General features: G+C 53.0%; 23 protein-coding genes. 7 read left to right on the forward strand and 16 right to left on the reverse strand.

What is annotated here, in order from left to right; all coding sequences use genetic code 11:
- Positions 1–7 precede the first annotated feature (7 nt).
- The 3 genes from P3C52_RS03835 to P3C52_RS03845 all read right to left on the reverse strand — a co-directional run bounded on the left by P3C52_RS03835 (position 8) and on the right by P3C52_RS03845 (position 2,908).
- Entirely contained in the window at positions 8–445 is a 438-nt protein-coding gene (locus P3C52_RS03835) for an NADH-quinone oxidoreductase subunit A (RefSeq protein ID WP_275553886.1), read from the reverse strand.
- Positions 446–1,106: 661 nt separating this feature from the next.
- Entirely contained in the window at positions 1,107–2,033 is a 927-nt protein-coding gene (gene lrhA, locus P3C52_RS03840; RefSeq protein ID WP_275553887.1) for a transcriptional regulator LrhA, read from the reverse strand.
- A 746-nt stretch (positions 2,034–2,779) separates the two neighbouring features.
- Positions 2,780–2,908 (reverse strand): hypothetical protein, encoded by a 129-nt coding sequence (locus tag P3C52_RS03845; protein ID WP_275553888.1) that lies wholly within the window; start codon positions 2,906–2,908, stop codon positions 2,780–2,782.
- Positions 2,909–3,025: 117 nt separating this feature from the next.
- Here P3C52_RS03845 and P3C52_RS03850 point away from each other — a divergent pair, with 117 nt between their 5' ends.
- Both P3C52_RS03850 and yfbR read left to right on the forward strand, forming a co-directional pair.
- Positions 3,026–4,243 (forward strand): pyridoxal phosphate-dependent aminotransferase, encoded by a 1,218-nt coding sequence (locus P3C52_RS03850; protein ID WP_275553889.1) that lies wholly within the window; start codon positions 3,026–3,028, stop codon positions 4,241–4,243.
- Between the two features lie 127 nt (positions 4,244–4,370).
- Positions 4,371–4,970 carry a 5'-deoxynucleotidase gene (gene yfbR / locus P3C52_RS03855; protein ID WP_275553890.1) on the forward strand — a complete coding sequence of 200 codons (600 nt, stop codon included), beginning with the start codon at positions 4,371–4,373 and terminating at the stop codon, positions 4,968–4,970.
- A gap of 1 nt (position 4,971) precedes the next feature.
- Here yfbR and P3C52_RS03860 read toward each other — a convergent pair whose 3' ends face one another.
- The 4 genes from P3C52_RS03860 to yfbV all read right to left on the reverse strand — a co-directional run bounded on the left by P3C52_RS03860 (position 4,972) and on the right by yfbV (position 8,636).
- Positions 4,972–6,804, reverse strand: a complete 1,833-nt coding sequence (locus P3C52_RS03860; RefSeq protein WP_275553891.1) for an SLC13 family permease — start codon at positions 6,802–6,804, stop codon at positions 4,972–4,974.
- 79 nt (positions 6,805–6,883) lie between these two features.
- Positions 6,884–7,543 carry a sugar phosphatase gene (locus P3C52_RS03865; RefSeq protein ID WP_275553892.1) on the reverse strand — a complete coding sequence of 220 codons (660 nt, stop codon included), beginning with the start codon at positions 7,541–7,543 and terminating at the stop codon, positions 6,884–6,886.
- A 13-nt stretch (positions 7,544–7,556) separates the two neighbouring features.
- Positions 7,557–8,051: a YfbU family protein gene (locus tag P3C52_RS03870; RefSeq protein ID WP_275553893.1), complete on the reverse strand. Its 495-nt coding sequence runs from the start codon at positions 8,049–8,051 to the stop codon at positions 7,557–7,559.
- A gap of 135 nt (positions 8,052–8,186) precedes the next feature.
- Entirely contained in the window at positions 8,187–8,636 is a 450-nt protein-coding gene (yfbV, locus tag P3C52_RS03875; protein WP_275553894.1) for a terminus macrodomain insulation protein YfbV, read from the reverse strand.
- Positions 8,637–8,971: 335 nt separating this feature from the next.
- Here yfbV and ackA point away from each other — a divergent pair, with 335 nt between their 5' ends.
- Together ackA and pta are read left to right on the forward strand one after the other, a co-directional pair.
- Positions 8,972–10,174 (forward strand): acetate kinase, encoded by a 1,203-nt coding sequence (gene ackA, locus P3C52_RS03880; protein WP_275553895.1) that lies wholly within the window; start codon positions 8,972–8,974, stop codon positions 10,172–10,174.
- Positions 10,175–10,241: 67 nt separating this feature from the next.
- Positions 10,242–12,395 (forward strand): phosphate acetyltransferase, encoded by a 2,154-nt coding sequence (pta, locus tag P3C52_RS03885; protein WP_275553896.1) that lies wholly within the window; start codon positions 10,242–10,244, stop codon positions 12,393–12,395.
- 155 nt (positions 12,396–12,550) lie between these two features.
- Here pta and P3C52_RS03890 read toward each other — a convergent pair.
- A protein-coding gene (locus P3C52_RS03890; protein WP_275553408.1) for an IS1 family transposase occupies positions 12,551–13,248 on the reverse strand; the annotation gives its coding sequence in 2 pieces (ribosomal slippage) (positions 12,551–12,999 and positions 12,999–13,248; 699 coding nt in all).
- 380 nt (positions 13,249–13,628) lie between these two features.
- Here P3C52_RS03890 and P3C52_RS03895 point away from each other — a divergent pair.
- Positions 13,629–14,660, forward strand: a complete 1,032-nt coding sequence (locus P3C52_RS03895; protein WP_275553897.1) for a hypothetical protein — start codon at positions 13,629–13,631, stop codon at positions 14,658–14,660.
- A 63-nt stretch (positions 14,661–14,723) separates the two neighbouring features.
- On the opposite strand, the gene P3C52_RS03900 is transcribed toward P3C52_RS03895, so the two are convergent.
- The 5 genes from P3C52_RS03900 to P3C52_RS03920 all read right to left on the reverse strand — a co-directional run bounded on the left by P3C52_RS03900 (position 14,724) and on the right by P3C52_RS03920 (position 18,811).
- A complete protein-coding gene (locus P3C52_RS03900; RefSeq protein ID WP_275553898.1) occupies positions 14,724–15,677 on the reverse strand; it encodes a transketolase family protein in 954 nt (317 codons plus the stop codon).
- Positions 15,670–16,500, reverse strand: a complete 831-nt coding sequence (locus P3C52_RS03905) for a transketolase (RefSeq protein ID WP_275553899.1) — start codon at positions 16,498–16,500, stop codon at positions 15,670–15,672. Before P3C52_RS03905 ends, P3C52_RS03900 begins: the two co-directional genes overlap by 8 nt.
- Positions 16,497–17,888 (reverse strand): PTS ascorbate transporter subunit IIC, encoded by a 1,392-nt coding sequence (locus tag P3C52_RS03910; protein ID WP_275553900.1) that lies wholly within the window; start codon positions 17,886–17,888, stop codon positions 16,497–16,499. Before P3C52_RS03910 ends, P3C52_RS03905 begins: the two co-directional genes overlap by 4 nt.
- Positions 17,889–18,016: 128 nt before the next feature.
- A complete protein-coding gene (locus tag P3C52_RS03915) occupies positions 18,017–18,289 on the reverse strand; it encodes a PTS sugar transporter subunit IIB (protein ID WP_275553901.1) in 273 nt (90 codons plus the stop codon).
- A gap of 78 nt (positions 18,290–18,367) precedes the next feature.
- On the reverse strand, positions 18,368–18,811 hold the full coding sequence (locus tag P3C52_RS03920; protein ID WP_275553902.1) for a PTS sugar transporter subunit IIA: 444 nt from the start codon (positions 18,809–18,811) through the stop codon (positions 18,368–18,370).
- Between the two features lie 234 nt (positions 18,812–19,045).
- Between P3C52_RS03920 and P3C52_RS03925 the strand changes: the two genes are divergently transcribed.
- Positions 19,046–20,065, forward strand: a complete 1,020-nt coding sequence (locus P3C52_RS03925) for a LacI family DNA-binding transcriptional regulator (protein WP_275553903.1) — start codon at positions 19,046–19,048, stop codon at positions 20,063–20,065.
- A 4-nt stretch (positions 20,066–20,069) separates the two neighbouring features.
- Here P3C52_RS03925 and yfcD read toward each other — a convergent pair whose 3' ends face one another.
- Together yfcD and yfcF are read right to left on the reverse strand one after the other, a co-directional pair.
- The gene (gene yfcD, locus P3C52_RS03930) at positions 20,070–20,624 is read right to left on the reverse strand and encodes an NUDIX hydrolase YfcD (protein ID WP_275553904.1); all 555 of its coding nucleotides are present in this window, start codon (positions 20,622–20,624) and stop codon (positions 20,070–20,072) included.
- A gap of 116 nt (positions 20,625–20,740) precedes the next feature.
- Complete coding sequence (yfcF, locus tag P3C52_RS03935; protein ID WP_275553905.1) at positions 20,741–21,382, reverse strand: glutathione transferase; 642 nt, start codon at positions 21,380–21,382, stop codon at positions 20,741–20,743.
- A gap of 186 nt (positions 21,383–21,568) precedes the next feature.
- Between yfcF and P3C52_RS03940 the strand changes: the two genes are divergently transcribed.
- The gene (locus P3C52_RS03940) at positions 21,569–22,459 is read left to right on the forward strand and encodes a TIGR01777 family oxidoreductase (protein WP_275553906.1); all 891 of its coding nucleotides are present in this window, start codon (positions 21,569–21,571) and stop codon (positions 22,457–22,459) included.
- A 107-nt stretch (positions 22,460–22,566) separates the two neighbouring features.
- On the opposite strand, the gene hisP is transcribed toward P3C52_RS03940, so the two are convergent.
- A complete protein-coding gene (hisP, locus tag P3C52_RS03945; protein WP_275553907.1) occupies positions 22,567–23,340 on the reverse strand; it encodes a histidine ABC transporter ATP-binding protein HisP in 774 nt (257 codons plus the stop codon).
- Positions 23,341–23,347: the final 7 nt, after the last annotated feature.

Below are 23,347 nucleotides of genomic sequence, written 5' to 3' on the forward strand. Positions count from 1 at the left end.
CTCGCTGTTACTGCTTTTGAGGGTTGGTGTTAGTGACCTTACCGGTATCAACGTCCACGCGACGACGCGCAGGCGCCCAATCCAGCGCACCAATACGCACCAGATAAACCAGTCCAGCCAACAGCACCAAAATGAAAATTGTCGCTTCAACAAAGCCGACCCAGCCGCTTTCACGGATTGATGTCGACCATGCATATAAAAAGAGGGCTTCCACGTCGAAGATGACGAAGAACATGGCCACCAGGTAGAACTTGGCAGAAAGACGAAGATGTGTGGTACCAACCGGCGCAATACCGGATTCAAAAGGCGTGTTTTTATGGCGTGCGCGGGCGCGACCGCCTAACAGCCAGCCACCGGCCAGCATAAAGACGCATAGCCCAAAAGCGACAACGATAAAAACAGCGAATGCCCAGTGATGAGCGATAACTTCTGTGGTTGTTGACATACTCTCTGCTTACTCATCAAAAAGTGGCGTTTAGCGTCCTGCGAAGCCGATAGCGAAGAACACACCACATTAATTCAAGGGAAGGATGAAAAACCTTATAAACTATGCTGTCATTAACTTATAAGCAGCAATTTAATGGGGTTTTTTACCCCTTTCCATAACCTTTTGTCAACTTTGACAAAAGTATCCACACGTTAATTTACACTTGCATCATTTTATTAACATATGATGCGCCATGCGAGGCTAAATCGTGTCAGTTTTACAATGTAAATTAAGTGTAGTGGGTTATTGCGCGAATGGATCGTGCATTTAACAAACATATTTTGACAGGAAACAGGCAGATTTCCTGCCCCTTTACAGGGTTATTTTTTTGATCCAGAACACAGTTTTGCCCTTTTTGACAAAATAACAGACAAATCAGATGGTCTTTTTTTGGGCAAAAAAGATAAATGCAGGGCTTTTAGCGGCGGCAGACAGGACGGGGTAAAGTGTTTCATTTTTACAAAGCAATACTAATAAACTTCTGCTCAAATCCCCTTTAAACTGTCAAAAAAGAGTAATAAAAAGGCCTCTTAGCGGTAAAATGCGTTAAGAGGCCTTTTTTTGGTGCTTTTAAAAGTTATTTAGCATTCTGAATGAGAAAAGATCTCATTTTTATTACTTATTCTTCGTCATCCAATAACATCGTATCGCCCTGCCCCTCTAAGGAGAGGTTATACGGATCGTTGCTGGATTCCATCGCATTGAAAATTGCCAACGCCAGTTCGTTTTCGCTGTCCGGGTTGCGGCAGAGCAGATACTGCGTATCCGGCAACACCGGCAGGCCTTCAGCTGCCCCCATGACGCGCAGTTCCGGGCTCATCATTTCTACCGGACGGGCAGTCACGCCCAGGCCCGCTTTTACCGCAGCGCGAACCGCAGCCAGCGTCGAGGCGACATACGAGATGCGCCATGGAATGCCGGCTTCATTAAGGTGATCGATAGCCATGTCGCGATACGGGCTTGGCTCATCCAGCAGAACCAAAGGAATTGCTTCGCCGCGCTGGAAAATATAGTCAGCCGCGCAGTACCACAGCGTTGGAGAAGTACGCAGCACCTGATGAGTAAAATTGCCCGGGCTTGACGTAGTGACGACCAGGTCAACTTCGCCCTGGTTCAGCATTTCCATCATGAACGGGTTGCGCTTCACGCGCACGTCGATCGCCAGTTTTGGATAAACGGACGTCACGCGGTTCAGCAGGAACGGCAAAATAGTATCTGACGTATCGTCAGACGCGCCGATTGTCAGCACGCCCTGAACATTGCTGTACATCAGCGACGTACAGGCCTCGTCATTAAAGCGTAAGATTTTGCGTGCATAACCGAGCAGCTGAATGCCATGTTCGGTGAGCAGCTTGTTACGGCCATGACGGGCAAACAGCTCTTTGCCGACCAGCTGTTCCAGACGTTGCATTTGCTGGCTGACGGCTGATTGCGTTCTGCATACGGCGGCAGCGGCTGCGGCAAAAGTATTAAGGTCTGCGACAGCCACGAACGTTCTCAGCAGATCGAGATCGAGATTAAGTATCGGACGATTTGCATTAGTCATATTTTTCTTCACTTATAAGTTTTTAAGAACAACTACCCTGGTGTTACATCCGTCGATCAAATGTCGGACGGAGATTAAGATGGCAACAATGACGTTTCCGCATAGCAGAAGCGACAGCTCAACACTGCACAAAGAAAAGCTGCTTTTCACAATACCGCTGGAGGAATGCATGCAAACCAGCCAGTGCCGCCGGTATTAAAGAATGATAACCGCTCGGCGCATACGCGCTGATACTCTGAACGCCATATGCGTTCTGCTTATTGATGGAAACCGAGCCAACTTCAGGCAAGCTAACGTCGGGGCCGCTGGTTCATAACTTCAATAAACTGCATTAGCAAAAACGCTTAACGCAAAAAAACTAACGTTCAACCGGACTTAACCTTTACCGCCGCTGCATTCATATTTTTCCGCAGTCTGACAAGCAGGTTTTATCACAAAGTCCGTTGATGGATATCCTGCCACATTGACGCTTAATTTTTAAGCCCCAATCGCATTTTTCTTATCAATAAAGGCGCCTTTGAGCAATATTGTGCTTTTTTTAACGATTGCTTTTTCCGGCTCGTTGCCTGAAAAGCATCCTGAAGCGCATCAGGGTAAATGATACTGCTTACAGGGTAAACGTCCATGAGGAGCAACCATTATAGCTGCAATTCGTTATCGGCACTTTAAGTAGTAAAATTTAACTGTTTCATTGCGTATCAATCTACTATTTTTGTAGTGATTTGCTTCTTTTTCTGATCCAGCTCTCATGCCGTGAAGATTTTTTTACACTCAGCCAAACCCATCAGATAATTATGCTGTTTTTTCTCTTTTATCTGGTTTTTAAATCCAGATAATCCAGACAAGTTAATGCTGCGTTCCAGCTTGCCCATCATTGATTCCCGGTTGCGCCAAAAGCGCCCCCTGCCCTTCAAAAGTCCCAGTCAGGAGAGTAGATTAGGCGGGTTTATTTCCACGGCAGGAACGCAGTTCTGTCAGTTAAGGCGCAAGTAATGAATACAATTATCGAAAAATCGTCAAAGCTGGATAATGTTTGTTATGACATTCGCGGCCCGGTGTTAAAAGAAGCTAAACGCCTGGAAGAAGAAGGCAATAAAGTCCTGAAATTAAATATCGGCAACCCGGCGCCTTTCGGCTTTGAAGCCCCCGATGAAATTCTGGTCGACGTGATTCGCAACCTGCCCAGCGCTCAGGGATATTGCGACTCGAAAGGGCTCTATTCAGCGCGCAAAGCCATAATGCAGCACTATCAGGCGCGCAATATGCGTGATGTGACCGTGGAAGATATTTATATCGGCAACGGCGTATCTGAGCTGATTGTGCAATCTATGCAGGCATTGCTGAACAGCGGCGATGAAATGCTGGTTCCGGCACCCGATTATCCGCTGTGGACCGCAGCGGTTTCCCTCTCCAGCGGTAAAGCGGTGCATTATCTGTGCGATGAATCTGCCGGCTGGTTTCCCGATCTGGACGATATTCGCAGCAAAATCACGCCGCGCACGCGCGGTATTGTGATCATCAACCCCAATAACCCTACCGGCGCCGTCTACAGCAAAGAACTGCTGATGGAAATCGTTGAAATCGCGCGCCAGCATAACCTGATTATTTTTGCTGACGAGATTTACGACAAAATTCTCTATGACGCGGCACAGCACCACTCTATCGCTGCGCTGGCACCAGACCTGCTTACCGTTACGTTTAATGGGTTGTCAAAAACCTATCGCGTCGCCGGATTCCGTCAGGGCTGGATGGTGCTTAACGGTCCGAAAAAGCACGCCAAAGGCTATATTGAAGGGCTGGAGATGCTGGCCTCTATGCGTCTGTGCGCCAACGTGCCGGCGCAGCACGCCATTCAGACGGCGCTGGGCGGCTATCAGAGCATCAGCGAATTCATCATGCCCGGCGGACGGCTGTATGAGCAGCGTCAGCGCGCCTGGGAACTGATTAATGATATTCCCGGCGTCAGCTGTGTGAAACCGCAGGGCGCGCTCTATATGTTCCCGCGCATCGATGCGAAAAAATTTAATCTGCATGACGATCAGAAAATGGTGCTGGATTTTCTGCTGCAGGAAAAAGTGCTGCTGGTTCAGGGCTCCGCCTTTAACTGGCCATGGCCGGATCATGTGCGTATCGTAACGCTGCCGCGCGTGGACGATCTGGAAATGGCGATCAACAAATTCGGCCGTTTCCTTGAAGGATACCGTCAGTAAAACAGGCGGTTCAGGCTGGCTGCGGCCAGCTTAATGCTGTCTGTAGCGAAATTGATGAAAAGGCTATACTGTCGGCGGAGATCGGGTTGCCGGTTTCCGCCGTTCGCTTACAGGAGAACCTTTTTCAATGCAGCAGAGCCACTTTTTTGCCCACCTTTCCCGCCTGAAATTAATCAACCGCTGGCCGCTGATGCGCAACGTGCGCACGGAAAATGTCTCTGAGCATAGTTTGCAAGTCGCTATGGTGGCCCATGCGCTGGCGCTGATTAAAAACCAGATGTTTAACGGTAACCTGAATGCGGAACGCATCGCGTTGATCGCCCTTTACCATGACGCCAGCGAAGTGCTGACCGGCGATCTGCCCACGCCGGTAAAATATTACAACGCGCAAATCGCTCACGAATATAAAAAAATCGAAGAAATCGCCCGTCATAAACTGATTGAGATGCTGCCTGCCGAGTTGCAGGATGCCTGGCGACCGCTGCTGGATGAACAGCTGCAAAGCGAGGCGGAAAACGCCATTTTGAAGCAGGCTGACGCGCTGTGCGCCTACCTGAAATGCCTTGAAGAACTCTCTGCGGGCAATAATGAGTTTCTGTTAGCGAAAGCGCGCCTGGAGAAAACGCTGGAGCGGCGACGCAGCGAGGAGATGGACTACTTTATTGAGGTCTTTGTGCCGAGCTTTAGCCTCTCGCTGGATGAAATATCGCAGGATACGCCGCTGTAATTCAGAACGGAAACAGCAGCGGTACCAGCAGGACGCTGACCACCATTACCACCAGCGTAAAAGGCACGCCGATTTTGACAAAATCAACGAAGCGATAGCCGCCGGGCCCCAGTACCAGGGTATTTACCGGCGAAGATACCGGCGTCATAAAGGCGGCGGATGCGGCAATCGCGATAATCATCGTAAAAGGATAAGGCGATACGCCCATTTGCTGGGCTGCCGCCACGCCAATCGGCGCCATCAGCACCGCTGTCGCCGTGTTGGAGATAAAGAGCCCGATGGTGGCGCACAAAATAAACAGGCAGAGCAGCATAATATGTGGGCCCTTGCCGCCGGCAATATCCATCAAACCCTGCACCGCCAGCGCTACGCCGCCGGTTTTTTGTAACGCCAGCGCAAACGGCATCATGCCAGCAATCAGAATCAAACCGGGCCAGTGAATTGCTTTATAGGCGCTCTCCATATCGATACAGCGGAATTTGCCCATCAGCAGACAGGCGATAATGGCGGCAATCGGGCCGGGAATCACGTCGGTGATCATTAACGCCACCATTAACGCCAGGCAGAACAAAGCATGAGGCGCCTGGCTGTGCGCCGGTACCGCTTCATCAATTTCCGCAGGCAACGCCAGTAACAGCAAATCGCGTTTTTGTTGCTGTAGCTGTTGAATGCGGCGCCAGTCGCCAATAACCAGCAGAATATCGCCCGACTCCAACGTTTCATCCGCCAGCGCACCTTCCAGTATGCTATTGCGCCGCCGAATACCGATCACGCTTAGCCCGTAACGCTGGCGAAAACCCAGCTCGCGCACGCTTTTGCCCAGCAGTTCAGAATCAGGGATCAGCGATACCTCCGCCATGCCGACGTCACGTGCGCGATCGGAGAAATAATCGCCGCGCAGTATCATCGGCTCCAGCAGCTGTTCGCTGCAAAACTGGCGCAGGTCGATTTCCGCCGCCGACATATCAATAAGCAGCACGTCGCCGGCACGAAAGGTCGTTTCCCCGGTTACGGGAACCATTACGCGACGAAATTTACGCCAGCGCTCCAGGCCGACCACGTTGGCACCATGTTTTTCACGCAATTTTAGATCGTCCAGCCGATGCCCTATCAACGGTGATTCAGGACGAATCGCCAGACGACGAGCGCGCCCGCTAAGACGGTATTCACGGATTAAGTCGCGGAAATTGCGGCGGCGTGTAGTGCCAGCCGCGCTGTCAGAAGGGGAACTGGCCAGCCAGTAACGCGCCACCAGCATATAGCCGATGCCCAATACCAGCACAACCAGCCCGACGGGCGTCACTGCGAAAAAGCTGAAGCCGTCCAGACCTTCACGTTGTAACTCACTGTTAACCACCAGGTTCGGCGGTGTAGCTACCAGCGTCATCATACCGCTGATTAAGGCCGCCACGCTGAGCGGCATCATCAGCCGCGCTGGTGAGGAGCCGATTTTTGCGGCGACGCTTAACACAACCGGTATAAAGATAGCCACCACGCCAGTTGAACTCATAAAGGCGCCCAGCCCGGCCACGGTCAGCATCAGCCAGAAGATCATTTTGCTTTCGCTATTGCCGGCGATTTTCATTAGCCACTCGCCGGTTTGCAACGCCACGCCGGTACGTACCAGGCCTTCGCCAATCACAAACAGAGCGGCAATCAAAATTACGTTAGGATCGCTAAAACCGATGGTGGCTTCCTGCAGCGTTAGCGTACCGCTAAGCACGAACGCCACGATAACCAGCAGCGCCACCACATCCATACGCAGCCTGCCGGAAGCAAACAGCCAGACGGTGATCGCCAGCAAACCGATGACCCACAGAAGTTGATTATTCACAGCCTGTCCCGCACCCGCTCAATCCTCAATGCGCGCAGCATGCCATAAAATAAACCCCGCTATAGCGGGGTTAAATCAATCAGCTTTGGGTTAATACTTCCACCGTTCCGTCATCAGCTTTGGTGATATGCAGCGCTTGCAGGGTGGTGAGCTGGAAGGCCGTTTCGGTCAGCCGCGGCGTATCCGCCGGTGCATTAACGGCGATGACCGCACAGTTGGCGGCCAGACCGGAGAGAATGCCGGCAGGCGCATCTTCCACCACAACGCAGTCGGTCGGCGGCAGACCAAGCAACTCTGCGCCGATCAAATAAGCATCCGGCTCCGGCTTACCGCGTTTTACGCGCTCTGCGGTAACAAAGTGCGCCGGAAGCGGCAGTCCGGCAGCTTCACGACGCGCGGAAGCGACCGGCATCGAGCCTGACGTAACAATCGCCCAGGGAATTGCCAGCGCGTTAAGCTGCTCCAGCAGTTCACAAGCGCCCGGCAACGCCGTTACGCCGTCAGTATCTTCAGCTTCGGTTTGCTCCAGCAGGCGGAACTCCTGTTGAATTTCCTCTTCGCTGCTGCCGCGCATAAAGTGACGCAGTGAAGTGATGGCCTGTTTGCCATGAATAAAACCCAGGATTTCGTCCGCCTCGATGCCGTGACGTTTTCCCCAGTTGCTCCATGCGCGCTCCACGGCCGGTAATGAATCGACCAGTGTGCCATCCAGATCAAACAAAAAACCTCTACACTTCACTTGCGTTTCCTTCTTATGCGTTAATGATTTGCGCAATCTCAGTCGCGCACAGGTGATACTGTCGCGGGCAGGTTTGCCAGACGGCAAGCATACTTTGATATTTTTCCCACATGGGCGTTTGAGCGTTAAAGCCGTGCGTTCCGGCATCGAAATGGGTGTAGCGCCCTTCTGTATTCACCATAAAACGTACATAGCCCAGATAGCGCGCTTCCGTTGCCGCGTCAAAGCCCAAAAACTGTAACCGCCGCTCATCAATGTCGGCATTTTCTTTCAGATTTTCAAAGGAAACCCGCAGCGCATGATGCATTTCCATAATCGTAATGATGGTGCGGCAAACCTCTTCGCTTAGCTCGCCGAAGTCGCGGTCCAGCTCACGCATTTGCAGGCTGTAGCCACGTTCAATAATGGTTTGCAGCCGACGATAACGTTCACCGTTGTCGGGATCAAGCAGGGTCATTAATTTGTACTGATTGGAAAGAATTAAGCGCTGAGCGTGCGTCATGTCCATCTTCAACTCCTGTATCACGGCAAAAAAAGGATGTTCAAGAATCGCACAGCATAAAAAAAGGCGGTATCGCAAGCCCGCCTTTCTTTGATTTAAGCCGGGTTGCCGTGAAAAAATTTTCAGCAACCCGTAATAGCGTTAAAGATCGTCGAGGAAGGTATTGTCCAGCTGACGAAACGCGCGTTTTAACAGATCCGCCAGCGCCTGATAGGTTGGCTTCCCTTCAACCGGGGCGATGGCCTGCCCTGCCTGTTGCAGCTTTTCGCGCACTTCATGAAACCAGCTAAGCAGCGCGGGCGGCAGCGGCGTAACGGAGCGGCGGCCTAACCACCACAGTCCCTGCATCGGCAGGCTGCAGGCAAACAGCGCGATAGCAACCGCCGGGCCTAACTGCCCGCCCAGCGCAATTTGCCAGGTTAATGTGAAGATGGCCAATGGCGGCATAAAGCGTATGGCAAAGCGCGTTACGCTGCTGATGCGGTTTTCCGGGAAAACCGGCGCGAGGCGTTTATCGTTCGGCCATGTTTTCATGTAGTGCTGTCCAAGCTGGAATGTTTTAAACCAACCGACGCTGGATTCATTTGCCATGGCTCACCTCAACTTCTTTTGCAAGATTTAAAAAATTTAAGCAACGAAACAACTTTATGTGACATCATTCAAAAAATTTTGTTTTTACGTGGGAGCGCCGTTATTCTGAGCGCGTTTTTTTACGCCTCCAGCAAGGCCGATCCCTATTATTCCGAGGTCGAGCCACTGAAAGCCATGCAGCTTTCAAATTTTTACGTAAAATTACCGTCTTTTTTTGCTGTCGGATAACTTTTTGCTGGCAGTATGATGATAATCATTAATGTACCAGCTTTCATACTTTAGGATGATAGACTGATTGCGTTTTTTTTAGCCACTTTTGACTAATAGGTACTTCCATGTCGAGTAAGTTAGTACTGGTTCTGAACTGCGGTAGTTCTTCTCTTAAGTTTGCCATCATCAACCCGGCGGATGGGAAAGAATACCTGTCAGGTCTGGCCGAATGCTTCCATTTGCCCGAAGCGCGCATTAAATGGAAACTGGACGGCTCCAAGCAGGAAGCTGAGCTGGGTGCGGGCGCTGCCCACAGCGAAGCCCTGAACTTCATTGTTAAAAACATTCTGGCACAAAAACCTGAGCTGTCGGCACAAATTGCTGCAATCGGTCATCGTATCGTTCACGGCGGTGAAAAGCTGACTCAGTCCGTGGTCATTAATGATGCGATTGTGCAGGATATTAAGGAGGCTTCGCCTTTTGCTCCGCTGCATAACCCGGCGCATCTGATCGGTATCGATGAAGCGCTGAAAAACTTCCCGCACCTTTCTGATAAAAACGTAGCGGTTTTCGATACGGCTTTCCATCAGACGATGCCTGAAGAATCTTACCTCTACGCCCTGCCTTATAATCTGTATAAAGAACACGGCATTCGTCGCTACGGCTTCCACGGTACCAGCCACTACTATGTTTCAGTTGAAGCAGCACGTATGCTGAACAAACCGGTCGAAGAGCTGAACGTGATCACCTGCCACCTGGGCAATGGTGCTTCTGTCTCTGCGATTCGCAACGGCAAGTGCGTGGACACCTCCATGGGTCTGACGCCGCTCGAAGGTCTGGTGATGGGCACGCGCAGCGGCGACATCGATCCGGCGATCATTTTCTTCCTGCACGATACGCTGGGCATGAACATTGACGCCATCAACAAGCTGCTGACCAAAGAATCGGGCCTGCTGGGCCTGACCGGCGTAACCAGCGACTGCCGCTACGTGGAAGAAAATTTCACCACTAAAGACGATGCGAAACGCGCAATGAACGTCTTCTGCCATCGCCTGGCCAAATATATCGGCTCTTACACCGCGATGATGGATGGCCGCCTGGACGCCGTCGTATTTACCGGCGGTATCGGTGAAAACGCAGCGATGGTGCGCGAACTGTCGCTGGCGAAGCTGGCGCTGCTGGGCTTTGAAGTGGATCATGAGCGTAACCTGGCGGCACGTTTCGGTCAGGAAGGCTTTATTAATAAAGAAGGCACCCGTCCGGCGCTGGTGATTCCAACCAATGAAGAGTTGGTTATCGCTCGCGACGCCGCGCGCCTTACCGCATAAGACTCTCTCCGTCAGCCCAGGCTGACGGAGTTGTTTTGACACCCCTGAAATACCTGAGAGGTTTACTGTGTCACGTACCATTATGCTTATTCCTACCGGCACCAGCGTCGGCCTGACCAGCGTCAGCCTCGGCGTCATCCGGGCGATGGAGCGCAAAGGGGTTCGCCTCAGCGTGTTCAAACCCATCGCACAGCCGCGTGCCGGCGGCAATGCGCCTGACCAGACCACCACTATTATCCGTAAAAACTCCTCCATTCCCGCCGCTGAGCCGCTGCTGATGTCGCGCGTTGAATCCCTGCTGGGTTCTAACCAGCAGGACGTGCTGATGGAAGAGATTATTGCCCGCTACCATGCCAATACCCAGGATGCCGAAGTGGTGCTGGTTGAAGGCCTGGTGCCAACCCGCAAACATCAGTTCGCCAACGCGCTTAACTATGAAATCGCGAAAACGCTGAATGCGGAAATTATTTTTGTTACCGCGCTGGGCAACGATTCGCCGGCACAGCTGAAAGAGCGTATCGAAGTGACGCAAAGTAGCTTTGGCGGCAACAAAAATAAAAGCATCACCGGCGTTATCATCAACAAACTGAATGCGCCGGTTGACGAACAGGGACGTACCCGTCCCGATCTGTCAGAAATCTTTGATGACTCCACCAAAGCCAGCGTCGCCAATATCGATCCGAAGGCGCTGTTCGCTAACAGCCCGCTGCCGGTACTGGGCTGCATTCCGTGGAGCTTCGATCTGATCGCTACCCGCGCCATTGATATGTGCCGTCACCTGAACGCGCGCGTAATCAATGAAGGCGAAATTCAGACGCGTCGCGTTAAATCAGTCACCTTCTGCGCGCGCAGCCTGCCGCATATGCTGGAGCATTTCCGTCCGGGCTCGCTGCTGGTGACCTCGGCGGATCGTCCTGACGTACTGGTCGCGGCCTGTCTGGCAGCGATGAACGGCATTGAAATCGGCGCAATTCTGCTGACTGGCGGTTATGAAATGGATGAGCGTATTCGTAAACTTTGCGAACGCGCCTTCCAGACCGGCCTGCCGGTATTTATGGTGAATACCAATACCTGGCAAACCTCGCTCAGCCTGCAGAGTTTCAATCTGGAAGTGCCCAGCGACGATACCCAGCGCATTGAGAAAGTGCAGGAATATGTCGCCAGCCATATCAGCAGCGACTGGATTGAATCCCTGACCGCAGCTTCAGAGCGCACCCGTCGTCTTTCCCCACCGGCTTTCCGCTATCAGCTTACCGAGCTGGCGCGCAAAGCGGGCAAACGCATCGTGCTGCCGGAAGGCGATGAGCCGCGTACCGTTAAAGCGGCGGCTATTTGTGCCGAACGCGGCATTGCGCAGTGCGTTCTGCTGGGTAACCCGGATGAAATTAAACGCGTGGCGGCGGCGCAAGGTGTCGAACTGGGCGAAGGCATTGAGATTATCGACCCGGAAGAGGCGCGTAATGATTATGTCGCCCGCCTGGTTGAGCTGCGTAAAAACAAAGGCATGACCGAAGTTGTGGCGCAGGAACAGCTGGAGGATAACGTGGTGCTGGGCACCATGATGCTGGAACGCGATCGGGTAGACGGCCTGGTTTCCGGTGCGGTACATACCACTGCTAACACTATCCGTCCGCCGTTACAGCTGATTAAAACCGCGCCGAACAGCTCGCTGGTGTCTTCCGTATTCTTTATGCTGCTGCCGGAGCAGGTGCTGGTTTACGGCGATTGCGCGATCAACCCGGATCCGACCGCGGAACAGCTGGCGGAAATCGCTATTCAGTCAGCGGATTCTGCCGCGGCGTTCGGCATTGAGCCGCGCGTGGCGATGATCTCCTACTCCACCGGTAACTCAGGCGCAGGCAGCGACGTTGAGAAAGTGCGTGAAGCAACGCGCATTGCGCAGGAAAAACGCCCGGATCTGGTTATTGATGGTCCGCTACAGTATGACGCGGCGATCATGGAAGACGTGGCAAAATCCAAAGCGCCGAACTCTCAGGTTGCCGGTCGCGCAACGGTATTTATTTTCCCGGATCTGAATACCGGTAATACCACTTATAAAGCGGTACAGCGTTCCGCAGATCTCATTTCCATTGGTCCTATGCTGCAAGGCATGCGTAAGCCAGTTAACGATCTGTCTCGTGGCGCGCTGGTTGATGATATTGTTTATACCATCGCTCTGACCGCTATTCAGGCAGCACAGGCGGCAGAACAGCAGAGCTAATTCTGTATGACCTGTTAAAGGCGGCTGAGGCCGCCTTTTTTATTTCCACTAATCACCTGTTTTCTCTGTCCAGGGCGTTTTCTTTTTACCCTGGTTCTTATTTTCAGTTTTAAAATAAGGCGGACAACCTTGAAAGATTTGGTAATGACTCCAACTTACTGATAGTGTTTTATGTTCAGATAATGCCCGATGACCTTGTCATGCAGCTCCACCGATTTTGAGAACGACAGTGACTTCCGTCCCAGCCTTGCCAGATGTTGTCTCAGATTCAGGTTATGTCGCTCAATGCGCTGAGTGTAACGCTTGCTGATAACGTGCAGCTTTCCCTTCAGGTGTGATTCGTACAGCGGCCAGCCATCCGTCATCCATACCACGACCTCAAAGGCCGACAGCAGGCTCAGAAGACGCTCCAGTGTGGCCAGAGTGCGTTCACCGAAGACGTGCGCCACAACCGTCCTCCGTATCCTGTCATACGCGTAAAACAGCCAGCGCTGACGTGATTTAGCACCGACGTAGCCCCACTGTTCGTCCATTTCAGCGCAGACAATCACATCACTGCCCGGTTGTATGCGCGAGGTTACCGACTGCGGCCTGAGTTTTTTAAGTGACGTAAAACCGTGTTGAGGCCAACGCCCATAATGCGTGCACTGGCGCGACATCCGACGCCATTCATGGCCATATCAATGATTTTCTGGTGCGTACCGGGCTGAGAGGCGGTGTAAGTGAACTGTAGTTGCCATGTTTTACGGCAATGAGAGCAGAGATAGCGCTGATGTCCGGCAGTGCTTTTGCCGTTACGCACCACGCCTTCAGTAGCGGAGCAGGAAGGACATCTGATGGAAATGGAAGCCACGCAAGCACCTTAAAATCACCATCATACACTAAATCAGTAAGTTGGCAGCATTACCAAAGATTTCACTATGAAACTGTCAGCATTATAACCCACTTTAAAATATAGCCTTTTCGCCGTTCCATCATAAAAAATAAGCGAAGCGGCTTTGATAAGCCCTTACAAAAAATAAGCGAAACCGCGCATTTTCATATTAAAGAAATAAATAGCCGCTTGCCGCTTCGCTTATTTTCCTGTCACAAACCTTAAAATTATTTTGGTCAAATCTGCATTCCCTACTAGCCTTAAATTACCTGAAATAAGAGGTATCGCTATTTTTCACGCATGTTGAAAAATTAATTCTGTGGCAACGGGTTAAAAGATAAAGATAGGGAGTCAATATTATGAGTGAACATCCTGAGCATCTCCGCAACCGGCATGATACGGCCTGGGTGGAACCGGTGAATGGTGTACCGCTGAAGCGCATTTCATGGAGCGCTATCTTTGCCGGCGTTATCGCTGCGATATTAATTCATCTGCTATTAACACTGTTGGGTACGGCAATTGGTACCACCAGCATCGATCCTATGAAAGAACAAAATCCGCTGGACGGCATTGGTACCGGCGCGGCTATCTGGACCGGCATCAGCATGCTGGTTTCAATCGCCGTGGGTGCCTGGGTGAGCGGACGGCTGGCCCAACGCGAAGGAATGCTGCATGGCCTGCTGATGTTTGGCGTAAATACGCTGTTTAGTCTGTGGCTGGCGGTAATGCTGGTGAACTCGGCCATGCATGGTGCAATGAACGTCATGGGTGCAGGCCTGAACGTTATCGGTAGCAGCATTTCAGCCGTTGCGCCGCAGGCAAAACAAATGGCGCAGGATAAATTGCAGGAGAGCGGCATTAACCTGAATGATTTGCAGAATGAATTAGAAACCACGCTGCGCCAGACGGGTAAACCTGAACTCCAGCCGGAAAATCTGCAAAATGATGCGCAGAATGCCGCTGACAGCGCACAGAATCAGGCACAGGCTACGGCCAATAATCCGCAAAACGCCGATACTGATATTGCCAACTGGGTTAAAGGATTAATTAACAGCAACCAGGATACTTTACAGGCTGCCGACCGTGACGCGCTGAAAAATATTATTAAAGCCCGTACCGGAAAAACCGATGCTGAAGCGGAACAGATTGTCGATCAGACAGAGAAAAGCTATCAGCAGGCTCGTCAGAAATATAATGAGTTAAAACAGCAGGCGGAACAGAAAGCGCGTGAAGCAGCGGATAAAGCCGCCGCCGCCACTGCGAAAGCCAGCTGGTTTGCCTTCTTTATGCTGATTATTGAAGCCATTCTGGCCGGCGTAATGGGTATGGTAGGTCGTCGTACTCAGCCGCGTGAGGTACTGAGCCATCAGCGTCCAACCAAACGTGACTAAATCCTGGTAAAAAAAGGGCGGGATGAATTCCCGCCTTTTTTATTAGCCTTATTCCCGCTTTTCTCAGAGTAACTCTCGCGCCGCCGCGACAATATCCTGCATCGTCAGGCCATACTCTTTCTGTAAAAATTCCTGCGTACCGACCTGACCGTAGCGCTCTTTCACACCCACGCGCCGCATCGGCACCGGACAGGTTTCCACCAGGACTTCTGCGACCGCCGATCCCAGCCCGTTATGAATGCTGTGATTTTCACAGGTCACGATACGTCCGGTTTTCTCAGCATAATTTTTCACCAGAATGCGATCGATGGGTTTCAGGGTAAACATATCGATAACCGCCGCGCTGACGCCTTCGCGCTCCAGCTGGCGCGCCGCCTCCAGCGCTTCTGCCACCATAATGCCGTTAGCAATCAGTGTAATATCCTCACCCTCGCGCAGCACGTTGCCCTTGCCGATGGTAAAGGTTGAGCCTGGCGCATAAACGCTCGGCGCCTGCTTACGGATGGTGCGCACCCAGTAAAAGCCGTCAAGATCGATAAGCTGGCGCAGCACATCCTCAAACATCACCGCATCAGTCACCTCCAGCACCACCGAGTGCGCCAGCCCGCGCACAATGCCCATATCCTCAAATGACATATGGGTGCCGCCGTTATGGCAGGCGGTAACGCCCGCATCGGACGCGATAACCTTAACGTTGTTGCGCGCATAATCCAGCGACATAAACAGCTGGTCGAAGCAGCGACGGCTGGCAAAGGCGGTAAAGGTATGAACAAAGGGCTTACGTCCGGTCAGCGACAGCCCGGCGGCCGTGCCTATAACGTTGGCCTCCATAATCCCGCAGTTGATTACGTGCTTTGGATGCGCGCGCGCCACGCCGTCCATCGCCATTGAACTCATCAGGTCCGCCTCAAGGGCGATAATCGGGCTTCCCGCTTCAATCTGTGCCGCAACGAAGCTGGCATACACTTTGCGCATCTCCGTAGCATCTTTTTGTCCTGCCGGTGCAACCTTAATCATGGACAGCCTCCAGTTGGCGAATGGTCTCGTTCAGCGTCTGTTTCATCTCTTCGGTCAGCCGCAGGTGGTGAGAGTTGCTCAGCTGCTCCAGATACGGCACGCCCTGCCCTTTAATGCTGTCGAGAATAATGACGCGAGGAGGGGCCTCCGCTGGCGGAACCGGCAGCGTCTGCTCCAGCAGTCCGGCAATGTCATCGCCTTTTACAGTCACCACATCAAAGCCGAAAGCGCGGAATTTTCCCGCCAGATCGAACGCGCAGATAATTTCGTCCAGCTCGCCATCAAGCTGCTGTTTATTCCAGTCGACGAATATCGTCAGGTTGTTGAGGCGGTGATGAGCAATAAACTGGAATGCCTCCCAGCACTGACCTTCGTTCAGTTCGCCATCCCCAACGATACAGAACACCCGATTCGGACGCCCCGCCAGCCGGTGCGACAGCGCCATGCCGCCAGCGATAGAGATCCCCTGCCCCAGCGATCCGGTAGTGGCGTCCACGCCGCGGGTTTTCAGCCGATCCGGGTGGCTGGGCAGCCGGGTGCCGTTTTGGTTCAGCGTGCTTAACGCCTCCTGCGGAAAATAGCCTTTAAGAGCTAAGGTGCTGTAGAGTGCTGGCCCCGCGTGACCTTTCGACAATACGAAGTAATCCCGCTCCGGCCAGTCCGGGTTTGCCGGGTCGATTTTCATTACTGCGCCATAGAGAACCGCCAGCGTTTCTACTACCGACATGCTGCCACCGTAGTGTCCGAAACCAAGTTGCGTCAGTGATTTAAGTGTGGCGATGCGGATCTCGCGCGCCAGTTGTGTGACTTCTTTCACATTCATGATTTAGCTCCGCTATTTTGCTGCGTGTTACCGTCTGGTGTTCTGTTTTTCGCCAACAGGTTGTACGCCACCAGCAATACGAACAGCCCAACAACCAGCCCGGTAATAGCTAGCGGCGGCAGATAGCGCGCCAGATTACCCAGCACAATGCCGATCGCGCCAAAGTCCGCGTCTGAGAAGGTGGTATTGGCAAAACCGATGGCGCCCAGCACCGGAAGCAACAGAACCGGCAGGAAGGTGATCAGCAGCCCGTTGGCAAAGGCGCCAATCATCGCGCCGCGCCGTCCGCCGGTCGCATTGCCGAACACGCCTGCCGTCGCGCCGGTAAAGAAGTGCGGCACTACACCCGGTAAAATCAGCACCAGCTTGACCTGCCCCAGCAGGAACAGCCCAACCAGCCCGCCGAGGAAACTGAACAGAAAGCCGATCAGCACCGCATTGGGGGCGTATGGATAGACAACCGGACAGTCGAGCGCGGGACGCGCATTGGGCACCAGCTTTTCGGAAAATCCGGTAAAGGCGGGCACGATCTCCGCCAGAATCAGGCGTACGCCCTGCAGAATGATGAATACGCCCGCCGCGAAGGTGATGGCCATAATGATGGCGTAAACCAGGTAGTGCTGGCCGCCGCTGTACTGGCTTTCGACATACTCTCTGCCAGCGCTCACCGCCATAATCAGATAAATAATCATCATGGTCAGAGAGATAGAAATAGAGCTATCGCGCAGGAAGCTCAGATTTTTCGGCAGGTTCATCTCTTCCGTAGAACGGGAGCCTTTACCGCACTTGCTGCCGATCCAGCCGGACAGCACATAGCCCAACGTGCCGAAGTGACCAAAAGCGATATCATCCGTTCCAGTAATGCGCTTCATATAGCGCTGCGCCAGCGCCGGGAAGAACGCCATCACCAGCCCCAGAATAAGCGAACCGGTAAACACCAACCCTACGCTGCCAAAACCCGCCACGGTCAGGATTACGCTGATCATACAGGCCATATAGAACGTGTGATGTCCGGTCAGGAAGATATATTTCAGACGCGTAAATCGCGCGACAATAATATTCGCTACCATGCCGAACGCCATAATCAGCGCGGTCGAGGCGCCATATTTTTCCAGCGCGATTGAAACAATCGCTTCGTTATTGGGAATGATCCCCTGGATATTAAATGCGTGTTCAAACATGCCGCCTAGTGGATTTAATGAGCCCACCAATACCGTCGCGCCGCCGCCTAAAACAATAAAGCCGAGAATAGTTTTAATCGTGCCCTTAACCACGTCAGAAAAAGCTTTTTTCTGTGCCACCAGGCCAATTAACGCAATTAAGCCCACCAGCACCGAAGGGACCTTTAGAATATCAACAACAAAATTCAGCGTTTCCAGGATAAACATATCCACCTCGCTACAGACATTTTATCGTTCAGGCTTTTTATTAAATGGCTGCCCGCGCTTTTCCTGCTTATTGGGATAAGCAAGGAAATGCGTCCGGTTGCCGCACCCTGAATTTTTTGTCTTTACAGTTATTGTTTATCGAACCAGGCGCGCAGCTGCGTCTCCAGTTCATTGATGTCGATGATATTGCTGATCACCACCAGCTGGCCTGGCGGTACGCTGGCACTGGCGGCTATATCTTTAGCCATAACAAACAGATCCGCAGCGCCAGGCGTTGCGGAGGAGAGATCGGCATGTTCAACCTCAGCTTCAATGTCGAGCTTTTTAAGCACCTTTTTAATATTCATTTCGACCATAAAACTGCTGCCCAGACCGGAACCGCAAATAGCCATAATTTTCATTATTATCACCTTTTTAAGTAGAGTACGCCCCATCACGCCTGCGCGTAATGTATTCACAAACCGAATTACCTGATTAAATTAGAAGCGTGCGATAATCTTTTTAATTTCCTCCAACGTTTTCGCCTGATGTAATAAATTCATATCCTCTTCGCTGGAAAATAATTCCGCCAGCGCAGAGAGCATGGCAATATGGCTATGTTTATCTGGCGCCGCGAGCATCACAATAATATCTACCGGATCAAATTCCCCGGCGCCAAATGCCACGCCGCGCTTCAGTTTTAATAGCGACAAGCCTAAACCTTTCGCCCCTTCTTCCGGCCTGGCATGCGGCATAGCCAATCCCGGCGCCAGCACATAATAAGGTCCCAGTTTGTTATGCAGCTCGACAATGGCCGTAACATAGTCAGGCACAATCGTCCCTGCATTCAGTAGCGGCCTGGCGCAAAGCTCCAGCGCCTGCGGCCATGCCTCAACGCTCTCCTGAATCCTGATGGTCTCATCATGTAACCATTGGTTAAGCACTTTTCTACTCCGCCACCCAGCAAACGATGAGCAAACTTTATGCAAGGAGGAAACTGTTAACCGTGATAACAATCACAAAGATAGCGCTACCAAAGACCAACATACTGAATTGTGATAGCGCTATCAAAATACAATCTTCGCATCAATTCACAGTAAAAAAAGGGGTTTAGCGCGTATACTCCCTGTCACGTAAAGCGAAGGAAGACAATCAGCGTCTGGTCAGCAGGAATTTGTATGTCTCTAACCCGAAAACGGCGTAGTACCGGTAAAGTCACTCTCGCCGATGTTGCTCAGCTTGCCGGTGTGGGCACCATGACCGTATCGCGGGCGCTACGCACGCCTGAACAGGTTTCAGATAAGCTACGTGAAAAAATCGAGGCGGCGGTACAGGAACTGGGATATATGCCCAACCTTGCCGCCAGCGCGCTGGCATCAGCGTCGTCGAGAACCATTGCGATGGTTGTGCCAAACCTTGCCGAAGCGGGCTGTTCGGAAATGTTCGCCGGGCTTCAGCAGACGCTGCAGCCCGCCGGCTATCAGATTATGCTGGCGGAATCGCGCCATCGCCTCGATCAGGAAGAGACGCTGCTGGAAACGCTGCTCGCCTCCAATATCGCTGCGGCGATTCTGCTCAGCGTTGAACACAGCGACACCGTACGCCACTGGCTGCAAAACGCCTCGATTCCGGTGATGGAAATAGGCGCAATGCGCGCCGATCCTATCGATATGAATATCGGCATTGATAATGTCGCAGCGATGTTCGAACTCACCGAAATGCTGATTCAGCGCGGGTATCAGAATATCGGGATGCTGTGCGCGAATCAGGAACAGTGGATTTTTCAGCAGCATTTACAGGGCTGGTATAAGGCCATGCTGCGCCATCATCTGTCGCCCAACCGGGTGATTAACGCCGCGCTGCCACCTAATTTTTCTACCGGCGCATCTCAGCTGCCGGAGTTTTTGCTGGCGTGGCCGGAGCTGGACGCGCTGGTCTGCGTATCTGACGAACTGGCCTGCGGCGCATTGTATGAATGCCAGCGCAGGCGCATCAAAGTCCCGGACGATCTGGCGGTGGTGGGCTTTGGCGACAGTGATGTCAGCCGCGTATGCCAGCCGCCGTTAACCACGATGGCGGTGCCGCACCGTAAGATCGGTATTGAAGCCGGACGTGCGTTGCTGGCGCGGATGAACGATGGGGACTGGCGCGATCGGCAACCGATCGCATCCAGTTTATGTTTGCGGGATAGCTGCTGAGCCGTTACTCCGCCTTAATCGGCTTTTCCTGTTTCACCGGTTCGTTGTTAGCATTGCGGCTCATCCACAGCGACAACGCCTTCAGCGAATCGGGCGTAAACTCATCGCAGCGGGCAGTAATCTCTTCCGGCGTCAGCCAGAAAACCTCATCAACCTCTTCCGGCTGCATGGCGAACGGCCCGTGCGATACGCAGCTAAACAGCGCACCCCAAACGCGGCAATGTTCATCTTCAAAATAGAACTGTCCATGCTCGGCGAAAGGTACCGCGGCAATGCCCAGCTCCTCTTCCGCTTCGCGACGCGCGGATTCCAGAAAGCCTTCGCCGCTTTGCACTACGCCGCCTGCGCAGGCATCCAGCATCCCCGGCAGAAAATCTTTATTTTCCGTGCGGCGCTGCACCAGAATTTTCCCCATGCCGTCATGCACCACGATATAGGTGGCGCGATGACGCAAATGTTGTGCCCGCATCTGGGCACGGCTGGACTGAGCGATAACTTCATTGTCTTCGTTAACAATATCTACCCATTCAGTACCGGCATCCTGACCTTGCTCCACCATCGGTAACCCTTTTTCGTTCTGGCGCCAATTGCGCGATGTTTCCCACAGGTTTTGCGTTACGTTGACGCAAACCGCCATAAATTAAAGGCTTCGCCGGGCGGACGCAAGCCGCGCGATCACCCTTTTTTAACCGACTCCCGCAGCCAGAGCTGGACAGAGGCGCGCTGCCATTGAAACCAGGCATATTCCGCCAGATTTTCCGGCAGCGCATCGCCGTGCAGGGCGAGCCGATTAAGCATAATCGCCAAATCGGTATCGGCGATTGACCATTCGCCAAACAGATTCTGCTGGCCTGCACTGAGCAGACGCTGCGCACCCTCAATCAGTTTAGCGGCGCTCTGACGGCCTTCCTCAGTCAACGGCGAATATTTTTTATCGGCAAACAGTACCTCGGTAGGCCGCTGCTGACGCAAAGGCATAAAATCACTGCGTAACCAGGCCTGCAGCTCACGCGCGCGGGCGCGCTTTTCCCGATCGCGCGGGTAGAGCCGTTCATAATCCGGGGCCGGGAAGCACTCTTCGAGATATTCGGTAATCGCCGACGATTCACTAAGCAGGATATTATTCAGCGCCAGCGTCGGTACGCGGCGCGTCAGTGAAATAGCAGCATAATCGTCGGACAGCTGTTGCTGCTGCGCAAGATCGACCGGCTGCAATGTGAACGGCAGCCCTTTTTCCCGCAGGGCAACATAAACGGACATCACATAAGGACTGTAACAATTGGCATCTGACCACAGCTTAATGGCGGGATACTGCATACTGTCACTCTCCTGTAAAAGGGCCGCCAATAACGGCGATAAGTTTCAGGACAACGCCAGCCTGTTACCCTGAGCCGGATGTCCAACAGCGCGTACGGTTAGCGAGACGCCGTCCGATATTAGCACTATTCACGGCGTTCTCTTCTATGCTGAATAAACAGCAATAACACAGACATAGAGGCTGGCATGCAAATATTAATTACCGGCGGAACCGGACTGATTGGCCGTCACCTGGTGGCGCGTCTGCTGGCGCGCGGCGATCGGGTCAGCGTGGTCTCGCGCAATGTCGAAGCGGCGCGCGATCTGCTGGGATCGCAGGTCAACATCTGGTCTGGCCTGGATCAACAGCGCGATCTGAACGGCATCGACGCGGTGATTAATCTGGCCGGCGAACCCATCGCCAGCAAACGCTGGACGCCGCAGCATAAACAATTACTGTGCGAAAGCCGCTGGCAGATCACTGAGCGGCTCGCCTCATTAATCAACGCCAGCAGCGAGCCGCCGGCGGTGCTGATTTCTGGCTCGGCAACCGGCTATTACGGCGATAGCGGCGAGCTGGTTCTGACCGAAGATGATAGCGGTCACGATGAGTTTACCCACCAGCTTTGCGCCCGCTGGGAACGGCTGGCAATGGCCGCCGCCAGCGACCGCACCCGCGTTTGTCTGCTGCGCACCGGCGTAGTGCTGGCAAAGCAAGGCGGCGCGCTGGCACAAATGAAAAAGCCCTTTCTGCTGGGTCTCGGCGGCCCTGTTGGCAATGGTCGGCAATATATGCCGTGGATTCATCTGGATGACATGCTGGCAGGTATCCTCTGGCTGCTGGATCATCCGCTGAGCGGCCCCTTTAATCTGGTAGCGCCTTACGCAGTACGTAACGAACAATTTACCGCCACGCTGGGCAAGGTTATGCACCGCCCGGCAATCATCAGGACGCCTGCGTCGGCGGTAAAACTGCTGATGGGAGAATCCTCGGTGCTGGTGCTGGGCGGACAACATGTGCTGCCGAAACGGCTGGAGGCATCCGGCTTTCGCTTTAAATGGTATGAGCTGGATAAGGCGCTGGCGGACGTGACTTAACGGACGCGATAAAACTTTCTGCGCCGTGACACGCCTGTCAGCCCGGCAGTTTCCACCTCAGTCTCGCTTACCGAAGCGGAAACCGGTCCCAGGGCCGATGTTTAATGTTATTTCAGCGCACCGGAGAGAAACTGCTTAAGCCGCGCGCTTTTCGGCGCGTTAAACAGCTCTGCTGGCGGCCCTTCCTCTTCGATTTTCCCCTGATGCAGGAAAATCACGTGGCTGGAAACATGGCGGGCAAACTCCATTTCATGGGTCACCACCACCATAGTTTTCCCCTCTTCCGCCAGCTTTTGCATGATGCGCAGCACTTCGCCCACCAGTTCAGGATCAAGCGCCGAGGTTGGCTCATCGAACAGCAACACTTCCGGCTCCATCGCCAGTGCGCGCGCAATGGAGACTCGCTGCTGCTGCCCGCCGGAAAGGTTGACCGGATATTTCGCCTGTGCCCGTTCGTCGATACCGACCTTATTGAGATAGCGCTGCGCACGTTCACGCGCTTCCGCCTTACTCAGCCCCAGCACCTGAATCGGTGCTTCCATCACATTCTCCAGCACTGTCATATGGCTCCAGAGATTAAAGTGCTGGAACACCATGGTCAGCCGGGTGCGCAGCAGACGTAGCTGCTCTTTATCCGCCACCTTAAGCTGTCCGTCGCCGTCGCGCACCAGATTAATTTGCTGGTTGCTGACCGCAATGGAGCCTTCGCTCGGTTTTTCCAGAAAGTTAATGCAGCGCAAAAAGGTGCTTTTGCCGGAGCCGGACGATCCAATAATGGTAATCACATCGCCAGCGTTAGCCTGCAGCGATACGCCCTTCAGCACCTCATGCTCACCATAGCGTTTATGCAGTTCAGTCACGTTCAGTTTATTTTCAGCCATAGTCGTA

This window comes from Mixta sp. Marseille-Q2659, assembly GCF_940807255.1.
Taxonomy (GTDB): Bacteria; Pseudomonadota; Gammaproteobacteria; order Enterobacterales; family Enterobacteriaceae; genus Mixta.